General features: G+C 27.3%; 1 protein-coding gene. It reads right to left on the bottom strand.

The annotated features are described in order from the left end of the window. Positions 1 to 1,309 (bottom strand): hypothetical protein (locus tag A3844_RS32995; RefSeq protein ID WP_074109587.1); only part of this gene is annotated, 1,309 nt, incomplete at both ends.

Below are 1,309 nucleotides of genomic sequence, written 5' to 3'. Positions count from 1 at the left end.
CATTTAATATATATTGAACTAATTCGCGGAAATAATTTTTTATCGTTATGTAAATACTATTAACATCTTCTTCAAGATGTATTACTAACTTTTCCGAGGCTTTTTCGTAATCTTTTTTTAGTTTATCCAAATTTTTGTTAATTGATTTTATTATATCAATATGTTCAAGTTTATTTAATAATTGATTAATTTCCACATCAATTTCAATTAACTGTGATTGGTACTTCTTATACTTTGTAAATGAATCTTCTTCTTGAAGCGAAGACAGGATCGTACTTCTCCTACTGTTGTATTCACGTAGTCGAAGTCTTACTTCCTCTAATTCTTTATTTTTTTTCTCCAAAGAGACCTTTTGGTATTTGTTTCGTTCCTTAGTTATATCAAGATTAAATTGAACTAGTTGATCATATTTTTTCTTAATTTGATCAGGGAAATACAAATTAACTTCCTTAAGTATAGCTTCGATTTTATCTATATCAAACAAAAGTTTACGAGATAAAGAGTCTTTTATTTTATTAGTTTCAAATGAAAGTCTATATTCTAGAGAGTTTAATTTACTTATTTCTAATTCTATTTCATCTACTAATTCCCTATTAAATTCACGTTCTGTTCCATAAAAGTCAAAGGAGCTTATTTGCTCCTCCATCTTTTTCTTATCAGTCATTTTCGCATCAATTAAAGAGTTAATGACGTCTCCTTCATAGTCTGTAACAGAGAGCTCCGATTTCATTTTCTTCAAGTAATCTTTTGTGACTGCAATTTGATTGTAGAGGGAAAGCTTGTTTTCTAATAAATCACCATTAAAACCAATTAAGTCTAATAACGCAGGTTTCCAATCAATTAACTTTCCACTGTACTTTTTTAGTTTAAAAACTTCGTCATAGTCATATTGACTTCTTAAAAAATAACCTAAAAACTTTCTATAATCATATTTTTCTGCATACATTAAATTTAAGAAGTTCGTTAAAATACTTTTTGGATTTTCATTCTTATCTCCTGCGTTAAGTGCTAAATTTTCATAATCCCAATAATTATTTTCTCTCAAATCTTGGTAAGGTAAATTGTGATACCTCATGCTTATTTTCGTGTTATTATCAACTGATCGTCTTATAGTAACAAAACTATCTTTGTTCTTTTGAATTTCAATATAGAATGTGTAATCTTGAAATAATTCAAAGTTTTTAAATAGAAAACTACTTTCCGATCTACTTTTAAGCAGACAAAAATCAATAAGTGAGCTTAATGTAGATTTCCCTAAATTATGTGAATCAGTATTTTTGTTTCTTTTATCACTAACCTCCCCTAATAT

This window comes from Paenibacillus helianthi (genome assembly GCF_001909055.1).
Classification (GTDB): Bacteria; Bacillota; Bacilli; order Paenibacillales; family Paenibacillaceae; genus Paenibacillus_AQ; species Paenibacillus_AQ helianthi.
This window is presented reverse-complemented; position numbering and strand designations above follow the sequence as displayed.